Annotated in this window: 16 protein-coding genes; 12 read left to right on the top strand and 4 right to left on the bottom strand. The window is 72.3% G+C overall.

Features of this window, described 5'->3' with window-relative positions; translation table 11 throughout:
• The first annotated feature begins 71 nt into the window (after nt 1–71).
• From ACFV6E_RS04785 to ACFV6E_RS04775, 3 genes are all read left to right on the top strand, one after another.
• Nucleotides 72–1,478, top strand: coding sequence for a homoserine dehydrogenase (locus tag ACFV6E_RS04785; RefSeq protein WP_385459405.1), 1,407 nt, complete (start codon nt 72–74; stop codon nt 1,476–1,478).
• Nucleotides 1,475–2,833 (top strand): gluconate:H+ symporter, encoded by a 1,359-nt coding sequence (locus ACFV6E_RS04780; RefSeq protein ID WP_385459403.1) that lies wholly within the window; start codon nt 1,475–1,477, stop codon nt 2,831–2,833. The genes ACFV6E_RS04785 and ACFV6E_RS04780 overlap by 4 nt, the downstream gene beginning before the upstream one ends.
• A 157-nt stretch (nt 2,834–2,990) precedes the next feature.
• A complete protein-coding gene (locus tag ACFV6E_RS04775) occupies nt 2,991–3,782 on the top strand; it encodes a DeoR/GlpR family DNA-binding transcription regulator (protein WP_385170422.1) in 792 nt (263 codons plus the stop codon).
• 43 nt (nt 3,783–3,825) lie between these two features.
• On the opposite strand, the gene ACFV6E_RS04770 is transcribed toward ACFV6E_RS04775, so the two are convergent.
• Together ACFV6E_RS04770 and ACFV6E_RS04765 are read right to left on the bottom strand one after the other, a co-directional pair.
• Nucleotides 3,826–4,203, bottom strand: a complete 378-nt coding sequence (locus ACFV6E_RS04770; RefSeq protein ID WP_385459401.1) for a hypothetical protein — start codon at nt 4,201–4,203, stop codon at nt 3,826–3,828.
• Nucleotides 4,197–4,937 (bottom strand): TIGR03086 family metal-binding protein, encoded by a 741-nt coding sequence (locus tag ACFV6E_RS04765; RefSeq protein WP_385459399.1) that lies wholly within the window; start codon nt 4,935–4,937, stop codon nt 4,197–4,199. The genes ACFV6E_RS04770 and ACFV6E_RS04765 overlap by 7 nt, the downstream gene beginning before the upstream one ends.
• Nucleotides 4,938–4,989: 52 nt before the next feature.
• Between ACFV6E_RS04765 and ACFV6E_RS04760 the strand changes: the two genes are divergently transcribed.
• Nucleotides 4,990–5,469: a MarR family winged helix-turn-helix transcriptional regulator gene (locus tag ACFV6E_RS04760; RefSeq protein WP_385170414.1), complete on the top strand. Its 480-nt coding sequence runs from the start codon at nt 4,990–4,992 to the stop codon at nt 5,467–5,469.
• A 112-nt stretch (nt 5,470–5,581) separates the two neighbouring features.
• Nucleotides 5,582–5,989 carry a hypothetical protein gene (locus ACFV6E_RS04755; protein WP_385170411.1) on the top strand — a complete coding sequence of 136 codons (408 nt, stop codon included), beginning with the start codon at nt 5,582–5,584 and terminating at the stop codon, nt 5,987–5,989.
• Here the strand turns inward: ACFV6E_RS04755 and ACFV6E_RS04750 are convergent.
• Nucleotides 5,905–7,221, bottom strand: a complete 1,317-nt coding sequence (locus ACFV6E_RS04750; RefSeq protein WP_385459397.1) for an MFS transporter — start codon at nt 7,219–7,221, stop codon at nt 5,905–5,907. The genes ACFV6E_RS04755 and ACFV6E_RS04750 overlap by 85 nt on opposite strands.
• A 127-nt stretch (nt 7,222–7,348) precedes the next feature.
• Here ACFV6E_RS04750 and ACFV6E_RS04745 point away from each other — a divergent pair, with 127 nt between their 5' ends.
• The gene (locus ACFV6E_RS04745; protein ID WP_385459395.1) at nt 7,349–7,906 is read left to right on the top strand and encodes a CGNR zinc finger domain-containing protein; all 558 of its coding nucleotides are present in this window, start codon (nt 7,349–7,351) and stop codon (nt 7,904–7,906) included.
• 117 nt (nt 7,907–8,023) lie between these two features.
• Here the strand turns inward: ACFV6E_RS04745 and ACFV6E_RS04740 are convergent, their stop codons facing one another.
• Nucleotides 8,024–8,632, bottom strand: coding sequence for a chemotaxis protein CheB (locus ACFV6E_RS04740; RefSeq protein ID WP_385159387.1), 609 nt, complete (start codon nt 8,630–8,632; stop codon nt 8,024–8,026).
• Nucleotides 8,633–8,772: 140 nt separating this feature from the next.
• On the opposite strand from ACFV6E_RS04740, the gene ACFV6E_RS04735 reads away from it, so the two are divergent.
• The 6 genes from ACFV6E_RS04735 (at nt 8,773) to ACFV6E_RS04710 (ending at nt 14,779) form a co-directional block, all read left to right on the top strand.
• A complete protein-coding gene (locus ACFV6E_RS04735; RefSeq protein WP_385459393.1) occupies nt 8,773–9,531 on the top strand; it encodes a PIG-L deacetylase family protein in 759 nt (252 codons plus the stop codon).
• A gap of 242 nt (nt 9,532–9,773) precedes the next feature.
• Nucleotides 9,774–11,942: an RNA polymerase recycling motor ATPase HelR gene (helR, locus tag ACFV6E_RS04730; protein WP_385459391.1), complete on the top strand. Its 2,169-nt coding sequence runs from the start codon at nt 9,774–9,776 to the stop codon at nt 11,940–11,942.
• Between the two features lie 165 nt (nt 11,943–12,107).
• A complete protein-coding gene (locus ACFV6E_RS04725; RefSeq protein ID WP_385459389.1) occupies nt 12,108–12,581 on the top strand; it encodes a carboxymuconolactone decarboxylase family protein in 474 nt (157 codons plus the stop codon).
• A gap of 96 nt (nt 12,582–12,677) precedes the next feature.
• Nucleotides 12,678–13,586, top strand: coding sequence for an RNA polymerase sigma-70 factor (locus tag ACFV6E_RS04720; RefSeq protein ID WP_385159395.1), 909 nt, complete (start codon nt 12,678–12,680; stop codon nt 13,584–13,586).
• Between the two features lie 115 nt (nt 13,587–13,701).
• On the top strand, nt 13,702–14,133 hold the full coding sequence (locus ACFV6E_RS04715) for a cupin domain-containing protein (protein WP_385159397.1): 432 nt from the start codon (nt 13,702–13,704) through the stop codon (nt 14,131–14,133).
• 130 nt (nt 14,134–14,263) lie between these two features.
• A complete protein-coding gene (locus tag ACFV6E_RS04710; RefSeq protein ID WP_385459387.1) occupies nt 14,264–14,779 on the top strand; it encodes a hypothetical protein in 516 nt (171 codons plus the stop codon).
• The last annotated feature ends 6 nt before the right edge of the window (nt 14,780–14,785 follow it).

Raw genomic sequence — 14,785 nt, 5'->3', positions numbered from 1 at the left:
CGCCGTGCCGGGAGCACCACACCGCATCGCGCTCGTCACCGAGCCACGAGCCCGTCATCGAGGAGGGGCCCATGAATCTGCACCACCTGTTCGCCGACACCGGCGACCGGACCGTGCGCTACGCACTGTCCGGAGCCGGAGGCGGATTCGCCCGGACGCTGCTGGCCCAGACCCGCCGCATTCCCCGGCTCTCCCCCGCGGTGCTCTGCGACCGGGACCTGCCGAGGCTGGAGGCGATGCTGCGCGAGCTCGGTCACACCCCGGACGAGCTGCGCGTCTGCGCCACGCCCGACGAGGTGGCCGCGGCGGTGGCCGGGCAGCGCGTCGCGCTCGTCGCGGACGCCTCGCTGATGTCCGCCGCCGACTGGGACATCCTGGTCGAGGCCACCGGCAGCCCGGCCGGGGGGTACGCCATGGCCCGTGACGCGCTGACCGCGGGCCGGCACGTGGCGATGGTCAGCAAGGAGGTCGACTCCGTCGCCGGACTGCACCTCGCCGACCTCGCCCGCGACAACGGCGTGGTCTACACGACCGCGGACGGCGACCAGCCCGCCAACCTGATCGGCCTGGTCACCTGGGCCGAGTTCCTCGGCCTCGACATCGTCGCCGTCGGCAAGTCCAGCGAGTACGACCTCGTGCTCGACCCGGAGGCGGGCACGGTCACCCAGCTCGACACGACGGTCCCCGCCCCCGGCCTCGCCGGACTGCTCGACCTCGGCGACGACGTGCGCGCCACCCTCGCCGCCCGCGCCGAGGCGGTCTCCGCGCTGCCGACCGGCGCCACCGCCGACTACTGCGAGATGGCCGTCGTCGCCACCAGCACCGGCTTCCGCCCCGACACCGAGCAGCTGCACTACCCGGTGGCCCGCATCGCCGAGCTCGCCGACGTGTACGCGCTGCGCGAGGACGGCGGTGTGCTGCACCGCACCGGCGCCGTCGACGTGTTCAGCGCGCTGCGGCTGCCCGGCGAAGCGTCGTTCGCGGGCGGCGTGTTCGTCGTCGTACGCACCGGTGACGAGGTGACCTGGGAGACCCTGCGCGGCAAGGGCCACGTCGTCAGCCGCGACGGCCGGTACGCCGCGATCTACCTCCCGTACCACTTCATGGGTGTCGAGACCCCGCTCTCGCTGCTCTCCGCGGTGCTCAAGGAGTGCCCCTCGGGCGGCACGGACCCCAAGGCCCACGCCGTGCTCGCCGGGCGCGCCCAGCGGGACCTGCCCGCCGGCACGGTCCTCGACATGGGCGGCCACCACCACGACGTCACCGGCGTCCAGGCCGTCCTGCTGCGCGACGAGGACGCACCCTTCGACACCGCCCCGCTCTACCTCGCGGCCCACGCGAGGCTGGGCCGGCCGGTCGCCGCGGGCGAGCTGATCAAGCTGTCCGACCTCGCGGACGCCGACCCCGGGCTGCTGGCCGCCTGGAACGCGGGCCGTGTCTCCCGCACGACCGAAGCCACCACGGAGGCCCAGGCATGAGTACCGATATCCAGCATCTGCTGCTGGGCGTCGCGGCCGTCGTCGTCCTGATCCTGCTGATCACCAAGGCCAAGCTGCACCCGTTCCTGGCCCTGGCGCTCGCCGCGATCGGACTCGGCCTGGCCGCCGGAATCGGCCCCGGCGCGACGGTCGAGCACTTCCAGGACGGCTTCGGCGACGCACTCAAGAGCACCGGCCCCACCATCGGCCTCGGCACGCTCCTCGGCGGCATCCTCCTCGGCTCCGGCGGCGCCGACCGGATCGCCACCGTGTTCATCGGGTCCCGCCCGGTCGTGTGGATCCCCACCGCGATCACCGCCGCGGCCCTGCTCATCGGCATGCCGCACCTGTTCGACGTCAGCTTCGTCATGCTCGTACCGCTGGTGTACGCGGTGGCCAAGCGCACGAACACGCACCTGCTGTACGTCGGCCTGCCCATGGCGGCGGGCCTGTACATCTCGCACGGCCTGCTGCCGCCGCACCCCTCCCCCACCCTCGCGGTCTCCGCCTACGAGGCGAACACCGGCCTGACCATCCTGTACGGCCTGATGATCGGCATCCCGATCGCCGTGATCAGCGGCCCGCTGCTCACCCGGTTCGCCAGCCGCTGGTTCGGCCCCGCGCCCGACCTGGACAAGGGGCCCGTCCCCGAGCAGACGATCACCCCGGACAAGCAGCGCCGTCCCGCGTCCTTCACGCTCGCGCTGATCACCGTGCTGCTGCCGCCGGTCCTCATGCTGATAGGCACCGTGGGCACGTCCAACACCACGAAGGGCACCCTGCCGTACGCCTTCTTCGAGGCCTGCGACTCCTCGGTCCTCTCGCTGCTCGCCGCGGTCGTCTTCGCGTTCTTCGCGCTCGGCGTCCGGTCCGGCTTCGGGCTCGGCCAGTTGCAGAAGATGGCGGGCAAGGGGCTCGGTCCCGTCGGCGGCATCGTGCTGATCCTGGGCGCGGGCGGCGGCCTCAAGGCCATGCTCACCGCCACCGGCATCGACAAGCTCATCTCCGACCACGCGGTCGAGTGGTCGATCCCGCCGCTGCTGCTCGCCTGGCTGATCGCGGCACTGCTGCGGATCTGCCTGGGCTCGGCGACCGTGGCCACCGCCGCGGCCACCGGCATCGTGGCCCCGCTGATCGGCGCCTACCCGGGCCTGTCGCCGGAGCTGCTCGTCCTGGCCACCGCGTCCGGCGCCGTGATGCTCTCGCACGTCAACGACTCCGGGTTCTGGCTGTTCAAGGAGTACTTCCAGCTGAGCGTGAGCCAGACGTTCCGCACCTGGACGCTGATGCTGTCGCTCCAGTCGCTGCTCAGCCTCGGCGGCGTCCTGCTGCTCAGCACGTTCGTCGGCGGCTGAGCGGCCGACGCACCGCACCGTGTCTCCCGGCCGCCGATGTCGAACGGCCGGGAGACCGCTGTACGGAGCCGGTGCCGGCCAGGGGGAGAATCGACCGATGAGCCGCGCGGCCGGAGAAGGTCCGCCGCGGCCGCAGAACAGGAAGGACCACCGAGCGATGGCCGACGAGCACACGCCTCCGCTGATCCCCGACCAGCGCCGGGAACTGCTCCTGAAGCACCTGCGCCGCGACGGCGTACTGAGCGTCCAGCAGATCACTCAGCTCTTCGGCGTCTCGCACATGACCGTCCGCCGCGACATCGCCGAACTCGAACGCCAGGGCCTGGTGTTCTCCGTGCCCGGCGGCGCCCGCATCGCCAGCCACCTCCAGAGCGAGCCCAGCCACCAGGCCAAGACGCTCATCGACCAGCCGCAGAAGCAGGCGATGGCGGCGAAGGCGGCCGAGCTGGTGCGCGACGGCATGACCGTCTACCTCGACGCGGGCACCACCCTCCTGGCGATGGTGCCGCACCTCGCGCGGCACAGCACGCTCACCGTGGTCACCAACGACTTCACCACGGCCGACCAGTTGATGGCCGTACCGCACCTCGACCTCATCCACGTCGGAGGGCAGGTGGAACCGGCAAACCGCTCCACCATCGGCCGGCTCGCCGCCACCACACTGCGCCAGCTCGCCCTGGACGTCGCCTTCATCAGCACCAGCAGCTGGGATCTGCTGCGCGGTGTCACCACCCCCTCGGAGCCCAAGGTCGAGGTCAAGCAGGCCGCGATGGACTGCACCGGCAGCTCCGTACTGGTCGCCGGCTCCTCCAAGTACGGCACCTTCGGCCGCTACCGCGTCGCCCCGCTCAGCACCTTCGACACCATCATCACGGACAGTGAACTCGCGGACGCCGCGGCCCAGGGCATCCGCGACTCGGGCACCCGGCTGGACCTGGTGTCCGCGTGAGCGTCGGCCGGCCCGGTCCCGTTCGCCGGGCCCTCGACGGCCTTCATGACAGCTCGGCCCTCGCCCTGGCCCAGACCGCGTCCGGGTCGAAGACGTCCGCGTGCCAGGTGGTCGAGCGGAGCGTGCCGCGGCCGCGGTAGGCGCGCATGACGGCGGTGTGCGCCGGCAGGCCGACGAAGCCGTGCAGCGCGGCGGTGTCCCGCCAGACGGCCACGGCCCCGCACCGGCGGGCCGTGGGCACAGCCCACAGCCACATCCCGTACGCCCCCGCCAGCTCCGGCCAGTGCGCGGCCAGCCGGCGGGCCTCGCGGTGGACGCCGGGCAGGTCCCGCAACCGGTCGAGCCGGAAGTCGGTGACGCTGACCAGGACCGGGACGTCGTGAACAGGGACCTCGCCGGGCGTCCACGACGACCTCAGCATGCCGTGTCCCGCGCGGTCGCAGCCCGCTGCCCGGTGGCCAGCACCTCGCCGGACGGGGGGAGCCAGTCCGGTGACCGGCCGAGCGTCCTGAGTATCTGCGCCAGCACCCGCCCGTCACACCCGTCCCCGTCCGCCTCCCCGTCCTCGTTCTCGTTCTCGTTCTCGTTCTCGTTCTCGGGCAGCGAGGGCCCGAAGGCGCTGTCCGGGGCGAGGCGGGTGGCACCGCCCGGTACGTCGCGCGCCAACGGCAGTGCGGCGGCGAGGAGTTCGGCACCGGGGTCGTACGTGAGGCCGAGGCCGCGGGCGACGTCCCAGGCGTGCACCACGTAGTCGACGAGATGGAAGCCGATGGCCCGGACGGCCGGGAACGCCTGGCCGCCGCGCACTTCGGGGAGGAAGAAGGGCTGGTCCGGGGTGGTCACGGCCGAGAACGCCGCGACGACCTGCCGCGCCGCCGCGTCGTACTCCGCGACGACCGCTTCCATGGTCCGGCCGGAGAACGGGAGGACCCTCCAGTGCGCGAGGTCCTCTCCCCGGCCTTCCACGGCCGCCGCGAACCCGCGGTGCTGGGCCGTCATGTGGGCGAGCAGACCGGCCAGCGTCCACCGCGAGCACGGCGTCGGACGGAGCAGGTCAGTCGTGGACGCCTGGCGCACCAGTAACACGCTGTCCTGGACCGCCCGCGCGTCGAGCCGCCGCACGTGGTCCAGGTTCGTCACATCAATAGTAGGCACTCGCTTATGATGTGCGTGAGCGTACAAATCGTCAACGGGTATTTTCTTGACCATGGCGGAGAAGGCGACGGCGAGGTCGACGGAGCGGGCACCGGCGGCGAAAGGGGCCCGCCGCGATCTCGCCGAGATGATCGCGCCGCTGCTGCGCACCCTGACGGCGGCGGAGCAGCCGGTCCTCGACGCGCACGGACTGACGATGTGGGCGTACACCGTTCTGCTGCATCTGGAGGACACGCCGATCCGCACGCAGGCCGCGCTGGCCGAGGCCATCCGGGCGGACAAGACACGCATCATCGCGGTCCTCGACGACCTGGAGGACCGGGAACTGATCCGGCGCCGGCCCGATCCGAAGGACCGGCGCGCGCGGCTGCTGTCGCTCACCGACGAGGGCCGACGGCTCCGGGACACCGTGCGGTCCGCGATCCAGGAGGGCGAGGAACGGCTGCTCGCCCAACTGCCGCACGGGGACCGCGACGGCTTCCTCAGGAGCCTCCAGGCCCTCTCGGGTCTCCCGGCCCTGCCGGAGGCGTGATCGCCGGGGTCGTCCGGATCCGTCGCCGCCTCGTTCCGGTCTTTCCGGCCGCCGGTCCCGGTACTAGCGTCCCCCGGGCACGGTACTTCTCCTTCGTCCTCAGGGGGACGCCATGCCCAGGACACGTGAACTGCTCGGCAGCATCACCACCGCCACACCCCTCAGCACCGAAGTGCTCGCGCAGGCCGTGGACGTGCTCGCCGAGTGCGAACAGGTCGCCACCGCGTGCGCGATCGGCATGCTCGGCGAGAAGGACGCCGACGCCTTCCGTACCGCGATCGGGCACTGCCAGGACTGCGCCGACGTCTCGGCCGCGACCCGCCGGATCCTCGTCCGCGGCAGCAGCCACGACGCCGGGCTGCTGCGCGCCCAGGTCGAGGCGTGCCGGATCGCCTGCAAGCGCAGCAACGACGCGTGCAAGCCGCACGCCCAGCATCACGAGCACTGCCGGCTCTGCGTCGAGACGACCGGCCGGACCATGACGACCTGCGACGAGGTACTGGCCGCCGTACGGTCCTGAACCGGCCGGTGACCGGTGTCCGCACCCGGCGGATCGCCTCCGTCGGGCCGCCGGCGCCGGGCCCGGCGGACGGCTGTGGGCGCCACGAGACCCGTCACGGCGAACAGGGCCCCCACCACGTACCAGCCGGGGCGCCCCCAGCCGATGCACAACGCGATGAGCAGCCCGGGACCGAAGGCCTCGGCGAGGCCCGCGCCGAGGCCGAACACCCCCAGGTACTGACCGGTGGCATGCTCCGGCGCGAGCGCGAACGACACCTCGAAGCCCGCGGCGGAGTGCCACAGTTCACCGACCGTGTGCACCACCACGGCGGTCAGCAGCAGCACCGTGGCGACCCGGGCCGGGACGCCCGACGAGAGCGGGATCAGCGCGCAGGCGACGAGGAAGGCCAGCCCCGCCCGGCGGTAGGCGCGCCCTCCGGCCGCCGGTGAGTCGACCCCACGGCTGACGCGTACCTGGAGCGCGACGACCATGACAGTGCCGGTGAGCATCGTGCCGGACACCAGCCAGTGGGGCGCGGTGGTGGCCGTGACCAGCCAGAGCGGCACGGCGATGGTGAGCACCTTGAACTGCACGGCCATGACGCCGTCGAGCAGGGTGAGCACCAGGTAGGGGCGGTCCCGCAGGGCGCTCCAGCGGGGTCCCGCGGCGACGGGCGCGGAGGGGACGGGCGGCAGCCGCACCAGGAACACCGCGGACGCCGCGAGCGCGATCGCGTTGCCGACGACGAGGAGCTGGTACGCGGTGTGCGTACCGGTCTGGACGGCCCAGCCGGCCAGCAGGGCGCCCAGGGAGATGCCGATGTTGGTGACCGCGCGGAGGTAGGCGCGGAACTCCTGCGGCCGGTCGCCGCCGTGCCGCCTGATGATGGGGGCGCGCGCCGCGAGTCCGGCCGCCTTGGCCCCGGTGGCCGCGCCCACCGCGAGGACGAACGGCCAGAAGGAGTCGGCCGGCAGGAAGCACGCCGTGGCCAGGGCCTGGACGACCAGGGTCGTCGCGTAGACGCCGCGCGCGCCCAGGCGGTCCGCCAGGTGACCGACGAGGATGCCCAGGGCCAGCGAGACGACGCCCGCGATCCCGAGCCCGAGGCCCACCTGACCGGCCGGGAGGTGCGCCGCCTGGGTGAAGTACAGCACTCCGGCCGTCAGATACAGGCCACTGCCGATCGTGTGGACGAAGTTCGAGAGGGCGATGACCCGTTGGGGTCCGGGTGCGGGAATCGGCCAGGACACGGGGGCGGCTCCGTGGTGGGGAGGGAAAGGCGGGCAGGACGGGACGACGCGGGGTGCGACCGGCGCCGTTCCCACAAAGGCCGGATCGGCGTGGCCCGCCACCGGAGCAGCCTGCTGTAATGGGCTTGTGCACCTCAACCCTTACGGCGAGGCCGCGGTGAAGCTCGCCGCCGATCTGGCCAACGACCGCCCGGCGACCGCCGCCGGACTCGCCGACCGCTGCCGTGCCGCCGGGCTGGCCCTGGAAGGGCAGGCGACCCGCGCGGATCTCGACCGCATCCTCGAAGGGCTGGACGCCTGGGAGCGGGTGGTCGACGCGGCGGACGAGGACGAACGCGCGGCGCTGCTCAACCTCATGCTGGCGGCGTCCACGGCCCATCCGCGGCTGACCAACCACGTCGGTGACGGCTGGCACCTGCACTACCGCGACAACCGTCAGCCGCTCGGTTCCCTGCTGGTCTCCCTGATCACCGTGGGTACCGCACTGCACCTGGTGGGACGCGGCATGCACCGCCTCGGCCGCTGCGGCGTGACCGAGTGCGCCACCGTGTTCGCCGACACCTCACGCACCGGCAGACAGCGCTACTGCTCCCAGCGCTGCGCCAACCGCGACGCGGTACGCCGCCACCGGGCACGCGCCACGCCCTCGGCCGCGCGGCAGCCGACGGGGAGCCGGTCGGCCTGATCGGGCGGGGCGGACGCGAGGGCGAATCCCGCGGGCGCGGATGCGAGTGCGGGCGCGGATGCGAGCGCGGGCGCGGATGCTGTGATCGGCCCAGGTGGCTTGCCCGTGACCGGCGGCTTACGGATAGGCGGAACTGGTGACGATGCGGTTGATGGCCGGTGCGATGTCGGCGAGGTGGAGGATCAGGTCCGCACGCCCCGTCTCGACCGCGGCCTTGGGCATGCCGGCGAACTGGGCCGTCGAGGGATCCTGGACGATGACGACGCCACCGTGCGCCTTGACCGCCTCCACACCCCGGGCGCCGTCGCTGTCGGCCCCGGTGAGCACGCAGCCGATGAGCCGCGATCCGTACGCCCGCGCCGCCGACTCGAACAGCGGGTCGGCCGCAGGGCGGGAGAAGTTGACCGGTGCCTCGTCGCTCAGCTTCAGCGTTCCGTCGCCGTTGACGCACAAGTGGCGGTTGGGCGGAGCTATGTAGACGACCCCGACCAGCGGCCGTTCCCCGTGCTCGGCCAGTTTGACGGTGCGGCCGGTGCGGCGGGTCAGGATGTCGGCGATCAAGGTCTGCCGCGTCCGCTGGAGGTGCTGGGCCACCAGCACGACCACGGGCGGCCCGGCGCCGAGCCCGTTCAGCAGGACCCCCAGCCCGGCGAGGCCGCCGGCGGAGGAGCCCACCACCACGGTCGTACGACGGTCCGGGCGATCACGGTCGGAACCGGTGTCCATCCGTCGAGGCTAGCGCGTCCGGACGGTCACGGAGCGCGGCCCGGCCGGACCGGGTCGGGTCGAGTCGCATCACGTCGAGTCGGTCCGGCCGTCCCCGCTGACCTACGATCGGGCCGCCCCCGACCCGGAAGGTGTCGCACATGCCCGTGCCCAGTCTGCTGGCGGTCTTCGCCCACCCCGACGACGAGTCGCTCGCCTCGGGCGGAGTGCTCGCCCGGCACGCGGCCGCGGGCGCCCGCACCACGGTGGTCACCGCCACCTGGGCGCCCGACACCCGGCGCGCCGCGGAGCTGGCGGAGGCGTTGCGCATCCTCGGCACGGACGAGCCGCGCATGCTCGGTTACGCGGACGCCTGGGCACCGCGATCGGCACCCTGCGCCGCGGGGTTCCGCGACGCCCCGCTCGACGAGACGGTGGGGCGTGTCGTCGCCCACCTGCGGGACGTGCGCCCGCAGATCGTGGTCACCCATGACGCGTACGGAGGGCTGACCGGTCACCCCGACCATGTGCACACCCACCGGGTGACCACCCTCGCGGTCCAGGCGGCCGGCCTCGAAGGGCTGTACCCGCAGGCCGGAGAGCCCTGGCGGCCGAGCGCCCTCTACCTGGTCACGCACCCGCACTCGGCGGTGCCGGGGCTCGGGGCGCTGGCCCGGGCCGGCAAGGCCAGGCACACCGTCCCGGACGAGCTGATCACCGCGACCGTCGACGTCAGCCCCTGGCTGGAACAGAAGTGGGCCGCCGTACTGGCCCACCGCACCGAGGTCGAGCGAGGGGCCGCGCCGGGCCTCCTCGCCGCTTCCCCCGCGGCCGAGCGGGAACGCTTTCTCGCCACCGAGTGGTACATCCGCCATGACACTGTCTCTTCCGTGGCAGCCCGGACGGAACTCACGGTTTGAGTGCTCAGAGAGTGTGAAGTGCCCCCCCAACAGGGGCGACCCCGGGAGTCGACACGTGGGTCGGCGACGGTGCCGACAACAGTAAAGGCAAGGAGCACCGGCTCCTTGCCACTCTCAACTTATAGCGCACCGGGGGGCTTGCGGCAAGGCCCCCATGGTGCCGCAGAATCACCGGCCTGAGCCGGAATCCGCGGACATGGGGAGTGCCACGACCGCACCCGGCCACGATCGGAGCTGATCCCGTGAAACCCCTCACCACCAGCGCGTTCGACCTACCCGGTCGGCTCTCCGCCAAGGCGGACCCGGCGCTGATCGCCGACGACGAGCGGCACTTCGCGGCCCTCGCGGAGTGTCTGGAGCAGTCGGTCGCCGAGCTGTCCGAGCAGCTCGACGCCGCGCGCCGGGCGCCCGGCGGCCTGGGGCAGCAGGCGATGGACCGGGACATCGAGATCCACCGGCTGACCGCGCGCCTGCGCACCCTGCGCCGCTTCGGGCTCGACCTGTGTCTCGGGCACATGGCCGGCGCGGACGGCTCCGGGCCGGTCTACGTCGGACGGCTCGGCCTCACGGACCGTACCGGCCGCCGGCTGCTGCTCGACTGGCGCTCCCCCGCGGCCGAGCCGTTCTTCGGAGCCACGCACGCCAACCCGATGGGACTGGCGAGCCGCCGCAGGTACCGCTGGACGCACGGCCGGATCGGGGACTACTGGGACGAGGTGTTCACCCCGGACGGCTTCGCCGGGCACGCCGCGCTCGACGACCAGTCCGCCTTCGTCGCCAGTCTGGGCGGCACCAGGTCGGACCGGATGCGCGACGTGCTCGGCACCATCCAGGCCGACCAGGACGCCGTCATCCGCGCGGGCTCGCGTGGCGCCCTCGTCGTGGACGGCGGTCCCGGCACCGGCAAGACGGTCGTAGCCCTGCACCGTTCCGCCTATCTGCTCCACTCCGACCCCCGGCTCGACCACCGCCGTGGCGGCGTCCTGTTCGTCGGCCCGCACCGGCCCTACCTCGCCTACGTCTCCGACGTACTGCCCAGCCTCGGCGAGGAGGGCGTGCAGACCTGCGTCCTGCGCGACCTCGTCGCCGAGGGCGCCGAGGCAGCCGTCGAGTCCGACCCGGACGTGGCCCGTCTGAAGGCGTCCGCGGACATGGTGAAGGCGATCGAGACGGCCGTACGGTTCTACGAGGAACCGCCCGCCGAGGGGATGACGGTCTCCACACCCTGGGACGACATCCGGCTGAGCGCCGGCGAATGGGCCGTGGCGTTCGAGTCGGCGGGGCCCGGCACTCCGCACAACGAGGCGCGCGAGCAGGTGTGGGAGGAACTGCTCACCATCCTGGTCGACAAGCACGACGGCGACGCCCCGGAGGAGCTGCTCCGCGGCGCGCTGCGCCGCAACCGGGAACTGCTCACCGCCTTCCACCGCGCGTGGCCGCTGCTCGAAGCCGCCGACGTCGTCGGCGACCTGTGGTCGGTGCCCGCCTACTTGCGGATGTGCGCCCCCTGGCTCGGTCCCGACGACGTAGCGACGCTGCGACGCGAAGACGCCCACGCCTGGACGGTGTCCGACCTGCCGCTCCTCGACGCGGCACGGCAGCGGCTCGGCGACCCGGACGCGGCCCGGCGCAGGCTCCGGAACGAGGCCGTTCTCGCCGCCCAGCGCGAGCGCATGGCACAGGTCGTGGACAACCTCATCGACGCGGCGGCCGACTCCGGCGCGGACGGCGACGGGGGCGAGGGCCTGGTACGGATGCTGCGCGGCCAGGACGCCCAGGTCAGTCTGGTGGACGAGGCGGAACTGCCCACCGCGGAAGCCGACCTGCTCGCCGGACCGTTCGCGCACATCGTCGTGGACGAGGCGCAGGAACTGACCGACGCCGAGTGGCAGATGCTCCTGCTGAGGTGCCCGTCGCGGAGCTTCACCATCGTCGGGGACCGCGCCCAGGCCAGGCACGGCTTCACCGAGTCGTGGCAGGAGCGGCTCGAACGGATCGGACTCGACCGGATCACCCTGGCCTCCCTGAGCATCAACTACCGCACCCCGCAGGAGGTCATGGCGGAGGCCGAGCCGGTCATCCGGGCCGCGCTCCCGGACGCCAACGTGCCGGCCTCGGTCCGCAGCAGCGGCATCCCCGTCACCCACGGCTCCGTCTCGGAGCTGGACTCGGTCCTCGGCAGCTGGCTCGCCGCCCATGCCGACGGGACCGCCTGCGTCATCGGCGATCCCGCGTTCCGGGCGACCTCCCGCGTCCGCTCGCTGACCCCGGAGCTGTCCAAGGGGCTCGAATTCGACCTCGTGGTCGTCGTCGACCCGGCGGGCTTCGGCACGGGCATCGAGGGCGCGGTCGACCGCTACGTCGCCATGACCCGGGCGACCAGCCGGCTCGTCGTCCTCACCAGCTCCTGACGCCGACTCGCAAGGCCATCGCCTGACACCATCCCCTGCGGCCGTTTCCTGCGGCCGTCTCCTGCGGCTGTTTCCTGACGCCGGGATCCGACGCGGTGCCGCTGTCACAGATCGCGGGGCACCCCGGTCAACACTGTGTATCCGTCATAGGGCAAGGAGAACACCGTGGAATCGCGTCTCGACTTCTTCGGCCACCCGCTCGCGGGCAAGGTGCTGAAGCACATCAATTCGGCCGGCAAGGCCGTCTCGGACTCGACGCTGCCCGACGCGGTCCAGGAGCTGGTCAAGATCCGCGCCAGCCAGATCAACGGCTGTGGCTTCTGCACCGACATGCACAGTACAGACGCCGCGCTCGCCGGCGAGACCGCCCAGCGCCTCCACCTGGTCGCGGCCTGGCGCGAGGCGACCGTCTTCACCGACGCCGAGCGTGCCGCCCTGGAGCTGGCGGAGCAGGGCACCCGTATCGCCGACGCGGCGGGCGGGGTCACGGACGAGGTTTGGGCGAACGCCGCCAAGCACTACGACGAGGAGCAGCTCGTCGCCCTGATCTCGCTCATCGCCACCATCAACGCCTACAACCGCATCAACGTCATCAACCAGCAGCCCGCCGGGAGCTACCAGCCCGGACAGTTCGGCTAGCGCGGAACGGCCGGAAACCGCACGGGGCGACGCCAGTTGGCCCGTGCACCGGCTTGTAGCATGGCGATCCACTACTGGAGGACATCGAGGACAGCTATGCGCGCCGGGCATGACACAGACTCCCTCGACGACTCCCTCGACCGGGCGACGAAGGAGTTCGTCGCGGCGCGTCCCCGGCTCTTCGGCATCGCCTACCGTGTCACCGGCAGTGCCACGGAGGCCGAGGACATCCTCCAGGAGGCGTGGCTGAGGTGGCAGCGCACCGACCGCTCCGAGATCCACGAGCCCGCGGCCTTCCTGTCCACGGTCACCGCCCGGCTGGCGATCAACCACATCCAGTCCGCCAGGGTGCGGCGCGAGTCGCACATCGGGCCCTGGCTGCCCGAGCCCGTCGACACGAGCGCGGACCCGCAGCTCGGCGCGGAACGGGCCGAGGCGCTGGATCTCGCGGTGCTCTTCCTCCTCGAGAAGCTGAACCCCGTGGAGCGTGCCGCGTACGTGCTGCGGGAGGCTTTCGAGTACCCGTACAACGAGATCGCGGAGATCCTGGAGACGAGCGAGGCCAACACGCGTCAGCTGGTGAGCCGTGCCAGGAAGCATCTGTCGGCCGAGCGCAGGAAGCCGGTCGACGCCACCGCGCACCGGCGGCTGTTGGAGGTGTTCCTCGACGCGGCGCAGTCCGGCAACCTCGCGGTCCTCGAAGAGGTCCTCGCGGCGGACGTGGTCAGCTACTCGGACGGCGGAGGGGTGCGCGGCGCGTCCAGGATCCCGGTCGCCGGGCGCCTTCGCGTCGCCAAGTACCTGGCCGCCTTCGCCCCGCGGTTCTGGCCCCCGTCGGAGGTCCGCTGGGTCGAGGCCAACGGCCGCCCGGCCGTCCTGGTCTCGGCCGGCGGGCAGGCGGTGGCCCTGCTCTCCGTCGATGTGTCGGAGCAGGGCATCGAGCGCGTCATGTGGGTCATGAACCCGGCCAAGCTGGCCCCGTACGTGGCTTCGCTGGACCACTGACACGCGACCGCGCGCAACGACCGGACCACGGGCCCCTGTCACAACAGGAGCCGCTGTCCGGTCCCTTCTTTCACCAACCGTGTGACACCGAAACCTCACGGAGAACGAGGTCACTATGCGCACTCTGTCCAGATCAGGCACCGTCGCGGCCCTGCTCGCCGCCCTGTCCCTCCCCGGGGTGGCCCACGCGACCCCGGCGGGTCCCGGGGTGACGGGCAAGGTCATCTCCCAGTACACCGTCGACGGGACCGACTACATCCTGCGGGAGATAACCATCCCGCCGTCCCAGGCCACCGGCTGGCACTTCCACGACGGCACGCTGTACGGCTACGTCAAGCAGGGCACGCTCAGCCACTTCGACTCCGGCTGCGCGTCCGACGGTGTGTACTCCCGGGGCAGTTTCCTGACGGAGCCCTCCGGCGCCGACCATGTGCACATCGGCCGGAACCTCGGCACCACCGACGTCGTCCTGGACGTCCTCTACGTCCTGCCGCACGGCGCGCCCCTCTCCCGCGACGCCGCCAACCCCGGCTGCGACTTCGAGTAACCGATCACAAGCTGTTGCGTTCGGCGCGGAACACTATGATGTCCGGGGACGACCCGTACCAGTGTTCCGGCCGAGCGGTACCGGAAGTGAGCCGGGACGTTGCAGGTGGGGTCGAGGACGAGAGGAACACATGGTTTCCGCGGCGGCGCACAACATTGAGGTCACCACCGAGAGCCTCCAGGCGGATCTGGCCCGCCTGAAACTGCAGAAGCAGGCGCTGGAACGGGAACTGGCGGCGGTCGTGGCCCATCTCGGCTCGGTACAGCGGACCCTGAGTGCGCTGGAGCCCCTGATGCGCGCCTCGGCCGCCGCGCCGGTGTCGGCGGGGGCGGTGGAGGCCGTCCCCGCCGGCACCGGCACCGGCACCGACACGGATGCCGACACCGGCGCTGACGCCGATACCGACATCGACACCGACACCGACGGACAGCCCCGGAAGAAGTACGGCAAGCTGACCGAGCAGATCCTGGAGTACTTCGCCGAGGCGGGCGACGCCGACGTGCGGGCCCGTGACGTCGCCGCGGCGCTGGGCCGCGACACCGACAGCGGAAGCATCAACGCCGTGCGCAGCACCCTCGACCGGCTGGTCGGCACGTCCCGGATCCGCCGCGCGGGCCGGGGCCTGTACCGCGCCGAGCGGTCCTGAACCAGG

This window comes from Streptomyces sp. NPDC059785, from assembly GCF_042732375.1.
GTDB lineage: Bacteria > Actinomycetota > Actinomycetes > Streptomycetales > Streptomycetaceae > Streptomyces.
The sequence above is the reverse complement of the archived record's forward strand: the minus strand, read 5'-3'. Positions and strand labels throughout refer to the sequence as shown.

Excerpts from the sequence above, each read along its gene's own strand:
- ACFV6E_RS04770 (WP_385459401.1), bottom strand. The coding sequence starts at position 4,203 with ATGCTGAGGTCGTCGTGGACGCCCGGCGAGGTCCCTGTTCACGACGTC.
- ACFV6E_RS04710 (WP_385459387.1), top strand. The coding sequence starts at position 14,264 with ATGGTTTCCGCGGCGGCGCACAACATTGAGGTCACCACCGAGAGCCTC.
- ACFV6E_RS04760 (WP_385170414.1), top strand. The coding sequence starts at position 4,990 with ATGGCGGAGAAGGCGACGGCGAGGTCGACGGAGCGGGCACCGGCGGCG.
- ACFV6E_RS04780 (WP_385459403.1), top strand. The coding sequence starts at position 1,475 with ATGAGTACCGATATCCAGCATCTGCTGCTGGGCGTCGCGGCCGTCGTC.
- ACFV6E_RS04735 (WP_385459393.1), top strand. The coding sequence starts at position 8,773 with ATGCCCGTGCCCAGTCTGCTGGCGGTCTTCGCCCACCCCGACGACGAG.
- ACFV6E_RS04740 (WP_385159387.1), bottom strand. The coding sequence starts at position 8,632 with ATGGACACCGGTTCCGACCGTGATCGCCCGGACCGTCGTACGACCGTG.
- ACFV6E_RS04785 (WP_385459405.1), top strand. The coding sequence starts at position 72 with ATGAATCTGCACCACCTGTTCGCCGACACCGGCGACCGGACCGTGCGC.
- ACFV6E_RS04715 (WP_385159397.1), top strand. The coding sequence starts at position 13,702 with ATGCGCACTCTGTCCAGATCAGGCACCGTCGCGGCCCTGCTCGCCGCC.
- ACFV6E_RS04775 (WP_385170422.1), top strand. The coding sequence starts at position 2,991 with ATGGCCGACGAGCACACGCCTCCGCTGATCCCCGACCAGCGCCGGGAA.
- ACFV6E_RS04755 (WP_385170411.1), top strand. The coding sequence starts at position 5,582 with ATGCCCAGGACACGTGAACTGCTCGGCAGCATCACCACCGCCACACCC.
- ACFV6E_RS04720 (WP_385159395.1), top strand. The coding sequence starts at position 12,678 with ATGCGCGCCGGGCATGACACAGACTCCCTCGACGACTCCCTCGACCGG.